The organism is Paraburkholderia sp. Ac-20347 (assembly GCF_017104805.1).
GTDB lineage: Bacteria > Pseudomonadota > Gammaproteobacteria > Burkholderiales > Burkholderiaceae > Paraburkholderia > Paraburkholderia tropica.
In genome coordinates, this window is sequence record NZ_JAAGPN010000392.1 from 1 (window position 1) to 5625 (window position 5625).

7 protein-coding genes are annotated in these 5625 nt (G+C 61.0%); 6 read left to right on the plus strand and 1 reads right to left on the minus strand.

What is annotated here, in order from left to right:
* Positions 1 to 1112, plus strand: a 1112-nt coding sequence (locus G3N97_RS36045) for an FAD-binding protein (RefSeq protein ID WP_205997582.1), incomplete at its 5' end; no start/stop codon positions are given.
* A 30-nt stretch (positions 1113 to 1142) separates the two neighbouring features.
* Entirely contained in the window at positions 1143 to 1844 is a 702-nt protein-coding gene (locus G3N97_RS36050) for a succinate dehydrogenase iron-sulfur subunit (RefSeq protein WP_205997583.1), read from the plus strand.
* Between the two features lie 73 nt (positions 1845 to 1917).
* Here the strand turns inward: G3N97_RS36050 and G3N97_RS36055 are convergent, their stop codons facing one another.
* Positions 1918 to 2349, minus strand: coding sequence for a hypothetical protein (locus G3N97_RS36055; protein WP_205997584.1), 432 nt, complete (start codon positions 2347 to 2349; stop codon positions 1918 to 1920).
* Positions 2350 to 2663: 314 nt separating this feature from the next.
* Here G3N97_RS36055 and G3N97_RS36060 point away from each other — a divergent pair, with 314 nt between their 5' ends.
* The 4 genes from G3N97_RS36060 to G3N97_RS36075 all read left to right on the plus strand — a co-directional run.
* Positions 2664 to 3407: a (Fe-S)-binding protein gene (locus G3N97_RS36060; protein WP_205997585.1), complete on the plus strand. Its 744-nt coding sequence runs from the start codon at positions 2664 to 2666 to the stop codon at positions 3405 to 3407.
* Positions 3404 to 4786: a lactate utilization protein B gene (locus G3N97_RS36065; RefSeq protein WP_205997586.1), complete on the plus strand. Its 1383-nt coding sequence runs from the start codon at positions 3404 to 3406 to the stop codon at positions 4784 to 4786. The genes G3N97_RS36060 and G3N97_RS36065 overlap by 4 nt, the downstream gene beginning before the upstream one ends.
* A complete protein-coding gene (locus G3N97_RS36070; protein WP_065059632.1) occupies positions 4783 to 5382 on the plus strand; it encodes an LUD domain-containing protein in 600 nt (199 codons plus the stop codon). The genes G3N97_RS36065 and G3N97_RS36070 overlap by 4 nt, the downstream gene beginning before the upstream one ends.
* Before the next feature lie 16 nt (positions 5383 to 5398).
* Positions 5399 to 5625, plus strand: a 227-nt coding sequence (locus tag G3N97_RS36075) for a hypothetical protein (protein ID WP_205997587.1), incomplete at its 3' end; no start/stop codon positions are given.

Sequence of the window (5625 nt, forward strand, 5' to 3'; positions counted from 1 at the left end):
TCAACACGGGCGACGGTCTGGGCATGGCCGCGCGTTCGGGCATCGCGCTGCAGGACATGGAATTCTGGCAATTCCACCCGACCGGCGTGGCCGGCGCGGGCGTGCTGATTACCGAAGGCGTGCGCGGCGAAGGCGGCATTCTGCGTAATTCGAATGGCGAGCGTTTCATGGAACGTTACGCGCCGACGCTGAAGGATCTGGCGCCGCGTGACTTTGTTTCGCGTTCGATGGGGCAAGAAATTATCGAAGGCCGTGGCGTGGGTCCGAAGCAGGATCATATTCTGCTCGATCTCTCGCACATCGGCGCGGACACGATCATGAAGCGTCTGCCTTCGATTCGCGAAATCGCCATTCGCTTTGCCAACGTCGATCCGATCAAGGAGCCGATTCCGGTCGTGCCCACCATCCACTATCAGATGGGCGGCATTCCCACCAATGTTCATGGCCAGGTCGTGGGCACGTCGAAGGGCTTCAAGGATCCGATCAACGGTTTCTACGCCGTGGGCGAATGCTCGTGCGTCTCGGTGCACGGCGCGAATCGTCTCGGTACGAATTCGCTGCTCGATCTCGTGGTGTTCGGCCGCGCGGCAGGCAATCACATCATCGATCATGTGAAAAACATTCGCAGCCACAAGCCGCTGCCCGCCGATGCCGCCGACTTCGCCCTCTCGCGTTTGAACCAACTCGAAAGATCAGCATCGGGCGAGCACACGCAGGCCGTGGCGCGCGATATCCGCTCGACCATGCAGAATCATGCGGGCGTGTTCCGCACCGAAAAACTCATGGCCGAAGGCGTCAAGATGATCGGTGAGGTGGCGCAGCGCGTCGGCGATCTGCATCTGAAAGACAAGTCGAAGGTGTTCAACACGGCGCGCGTGGAAGCGCTCGAAGTGGCGAACATGATCGAGGTCGCGCGCGCGACGATGGTCTCGGCGGAAGCGCGCAAGGAAAGCCGCGGCGCGCACGCGCCGAGCGAGCACAAGGAACGCGACGATCAGAACTGGCTGCGCCACACGATGTGGTACAGCAAAGGCGATCGCCTCGACTACAAGCCGGTGCAGATGCAGCCGATGAGCGTCGCGTCGGTGCCGCCGAAGCCGCGTACGTTCTGATCGCGCACGCCTGTCACAAGGAACTGGAAAATGGCTAAACGCATTTTTGAAGTCTATCGCTACGATCCCGACAAGGACGCCGCGCCGCGCATGCAAACCTACGAGCTGGATCTCACGCACGAGCGCATGCTGCTCGACGCGCTGGTCAAGCTCAAGGAAGTGGACGAAACGCTGTCGTTCCGTCGCTCGTGCCGCGAAGGCGTGTGCGGTTCCGACGCCATGAACATCAACGGCAAGAACGGTCTCGCGTGCCTGACGAACCTGAACGATCTGCCGCAGAAAATCGTGCTGCGTCCGTTGCCGGGCCTGCCGGTCGTGCGCGACATGATCGTGGACATGACGCACTTCTTTAATCAGTATCACTCGATCAAACCGTATCTGATCAACGATACGCCGCCGCCCGAAAAAGAGCGGCTGCAAACTCCGGATCAACGCGACGAACTCGACGGCGTGTACGAATGTATTCTGTGCGCAAGCTGCTCGACGTCGTGTCCGAGTTTCTGGTGGAATCCGGATAAATTCGTCGGCCCGGCGGGTTTGCTGCAGGCTTACCGCTTTATCGCGGATAGCCGCGACGAAGCCACCGGCGAGCGTCTGGATAATCTCGAAGATCCGTATCGCCTGTTCCGCTGCCACACGATCATGAATTGCGTGGACGTGTGCCCGAAGGGTTTGAATCCGACCAAAGCCATCGGCAAGATCAAGGAATTGATGGTGCGCCGCGCGGTGTAAAAAAACGAACGGCAATAAGAAACGCCCCGGCAGTTTGATCCTGCCGGGGCGTTTTTTTATGCAACGAAAAACTTCAATCCACGATTTCGCAAGCGGGTATCAAAGCGGGAATCACCGAGCGGTCGCCATTCATCACGAAGTTCAGCAGATGAGCGCATGACGATTCATACCGATGCGCAGGCACGGTTTGGAGCTGCCAGTCGTGCAGGCTCAGCACCGTCTTGAGCGCTTCGATTTCCGCATCGTTCAAATGCCACGCGCCCTGATCTTCCGCGCGGCTGCTACAGCGGCACAACGCGGCTTCGGCTTCCTGAAACACGTCGATCTCGCTGCTTTGATCGCTCACGTCGCTCATCAGATACGTCAGGTAAACCGCGCGAAACAGAAACGTCACGTGCAGACTTGCGCCGTGGCGGCTGCGCAGCGCTTCGAGCGCAAGATGGTTTTGCAGCGAGGTAGCCTGCACCATCGCGCCGGAGAGCGGCAACAGCTTGCTGCGGGTCACTCCCTGGCGACTGTTTTTTCTGGATCTGGAGTGGCCCATGCATTGGCTCCATGCTACTGAATTGAGTTTGTATTGTAGAGAAAGCCCTTTTATTCAACGCCATCCGATTGTGAAAGGTGAATCTCAAATCGCTCAACGATCCGGGCGTGGATTGAATCCCCGACACACTCGATTACACGCCGTGTTACGAATGTAATCCACGCGCTCCGGCGCGAAATGCCCTCGCAATCGCGCACCGGCACACTGCTCATTCCCCTGCATCCGGGCGTGCCGACGGCTCGCTTTCCGCAGGTTCAGTTCGAGGAGCCGATGCCATGAAAGTCGCGCTGTTTATTCCGTGTTTTATCGACGCTTTCTTCCCCGAAGTGGGCGTCGCCACCCTGCAATTGCTGGAGCGCCTGGGCTGCTCCGTCGACTATCCGCTGGATCAGACCTGTTGCGGTCAGCCCATGGGCAATAGCGGCTGCGAAAAGCAGGCCGCCGCCACCGAAAATCTCTTCGTGCGCAATTTCGCCGGCTACGATTACATCGTCTCGCCGAGCGGCAGTTGCGTGCATCACGTGCGCGACCACCTCACGGCCGCCGATCAGACACGCGACACGCACGCCGTGCGCCGCAATACCTACGAACTCGTCGAATTCATTCACGACGTCTTGCAGGTGCGCGAATTTCCGTGGGCGTCGTTTCCCCACAAGGTCGGGCTACACAATAGTTGCGGCACGCTGCGTGCGCTGCGCACGGCAAGCATGTCGGAAATCGACGAACCGTTCTTTTCGAAACCGCTCGCGCTGCTGAACAACGTCGAAGGCATCGAGTTCATCAAGCCAGATCGGCCCGATGAATGCTGCGGTTTCGGCGGCACCTTCTGCGTTTCCGAAGAGCCCGTATCCGCACGCATGGGCGGCGACAAGGTTCGCGACCATCAGCGTAACGGCGCCGAATATATCGTCTCGGCCGATTCGTCATGCCTGATGCACCAGAAAGGCTGTTCGGATCGCCTCGGTCTCGGCCTCAAGTTCATTCACATCGCCCAGATTCTCAACGGAGCCACGGCATGAAGCGCGTCGATCACGCGGCGTATTCGAAAACGTTTATCGCCGACGAAAAACATATTGCGTTTCACGACAAGCGTCTGTGGGATTTGCGCTCCGCGCGCGACGTGGAAGTGCACGGCATTCCCGAATGGGAGGCGCTGCGTTCGCTCGCTTCGGCGATCAAGGAACATACGCTCACACATTTGCCCGATTATCTGGAGGAATTCGAGCGCAACGCCACAGCGAACGGCGTGACCGTGCATTGGGCCAAAGACGCGGAGGAACATAACCGCATCGTCCATCAGATTCTGCGTTCGCGCGGCGCGCGCCTGCTGGTCAAGAGCAAGTCGATGCTGACCGAGGAATGCGAAATGCGCCCGTATCTGGAGGCGCGTGGCATTGCGGTGGTGGAAACCGATCTTGGCGAACAGATCCAGCAACTCGACGACCAGATGCCCTCGCATATCGTCGTGCCCGCCGTGCATAAACTCGCCACCGATGTGGCCAAAACCTTCGCGAACAAATTCGGCACCGATCCGAATGAAAGCGATATTCCCAAACTCGCCGAAGCGCAACGCCAGGCCACGCGCCCGCGCATTCTGCGCGCCGACGCAGGCATGACCGGCTGCAATTTCGCGGTGGCGGAAACCGGCGGCATCACCGTCTGCACCAACGAAGGCAATGCCGATCTGAGCGCCAACGTGCCGCCGCTGCATATTGCGTCGATCGGCATCGAAAAGCTGATTCCGAAACTCGAACATCTGGGTGTATTTGTGCGCATGCTTTCGCGCAACGCACTCGGTTCGCCGATCACGCAATACACCTCGCATTTTCGCGGCCCGCGCGACGGCGGCGAAATGCATTTCGTGCTCGTCGATAATGGCCGCTCCGAACGTCTCGCGATGGACGACTTCTGGTATTCGCTCAAATGCATTCGCTGCGGCGCGTGCATGAATACCTGTCCCGTGTACCGGCGCAGCAGCGGACTCAGTTATGGCGGCGTGTATTCCGGGCCGATCGGCGCGATTATCAATCCCACCTTCGATCTGAAGAAGTACAGCGCGCTGCCGTTCGCGTCCACGCTCAACGGCAGTTGCACCAACGTCTGCCCCGTCAAAATCAATATTCACGAGCAGATTTACAAATGGCGGCAGATCATCGCCGAGCAGCACGAACTCCCGTTCGTCAAACGCGAGGCGATGAAAGTCGCCGGTCAGGTGCTCGCGCATCCGAAGCTCTATCGCGCGGCCATCAAGGGCGCGGGCAAAGCCGTTGCGACATTGCCGCGCGCGGTGCTCTACAATCCGCTCAACGCATGGGGCAAGCAGCGCGAGCTACCCGACGCGCCGAAGCAGACCTTCCGCGACTGGTATCTGAAACACAACAAGAGGAACAAGTCATGAGTAGCCGCGACGCCATTCTTTCCCGTCTGCGCGAAGTCGGGCGCGCCGCGCGTCCGCTGCCGACGGTGCCGACCTACGACACGCCGCCCGAAGCGGCGCTCGACACCTTCAAGACCTCGCTTGCGCGGCTCGGCGGCGTCTGGTGCGAACCGCCCGCCGACGGCGATCTCGACGCCTTCATCCGCACGCGCTTTCCCGAGGCGCGCGTGATCTGCTCGGCCACGCCCGAAGTGCGCGGCACGCGCGAGCTCGACGCCATCGCGCGTCCGCACGACCTCGCGGACGTCGACGTCGGCATCGTGCGCCCCGCGTTCGCGGTGGCGGAAACCGGTTCGATCTGGCTCAGCGAGCACGAGTATCGCGTCAATGCGCTCGGCTATCTGCCGCAGCATCTGGTGGCGCTGCTCGATCCCGACCAGATCGTCGGCAATCTGCATCATGCTTACCGGCGACGCGATTTTTTCGAGGCGCGCTATGCGGTGCTGATGAGCGGGCCGTCCGCGACCGCCGATATCGAGGGCGTGCTGGTTCGCGGCGCGCAAGGCATCCGTTCGCTGACCGTCGTGCCGGTGCGCCAACCGCGCGTGGCCAGCTAGTTCGACGAGGACGCGCATGATCTTTTCGATGGCCGGGCGCGCCGCGCTCCTGCGTTCCCTCTCGCATGGCCGCCACCGGCTGCCGTTCTCCGAATCGGTGCGCGGCGGGCTGATCTGCGCCGCGCCCGCCGTGCTCGCGGCGGCGTGGCACGCGCCGCTGCTCTGCTGGTCGGCGATCGCGGCGTTCTGGACCTGCCTCTGCGACGACTCCGGCACGCGGCCGCGCGAGCGCATCGTCCAGGG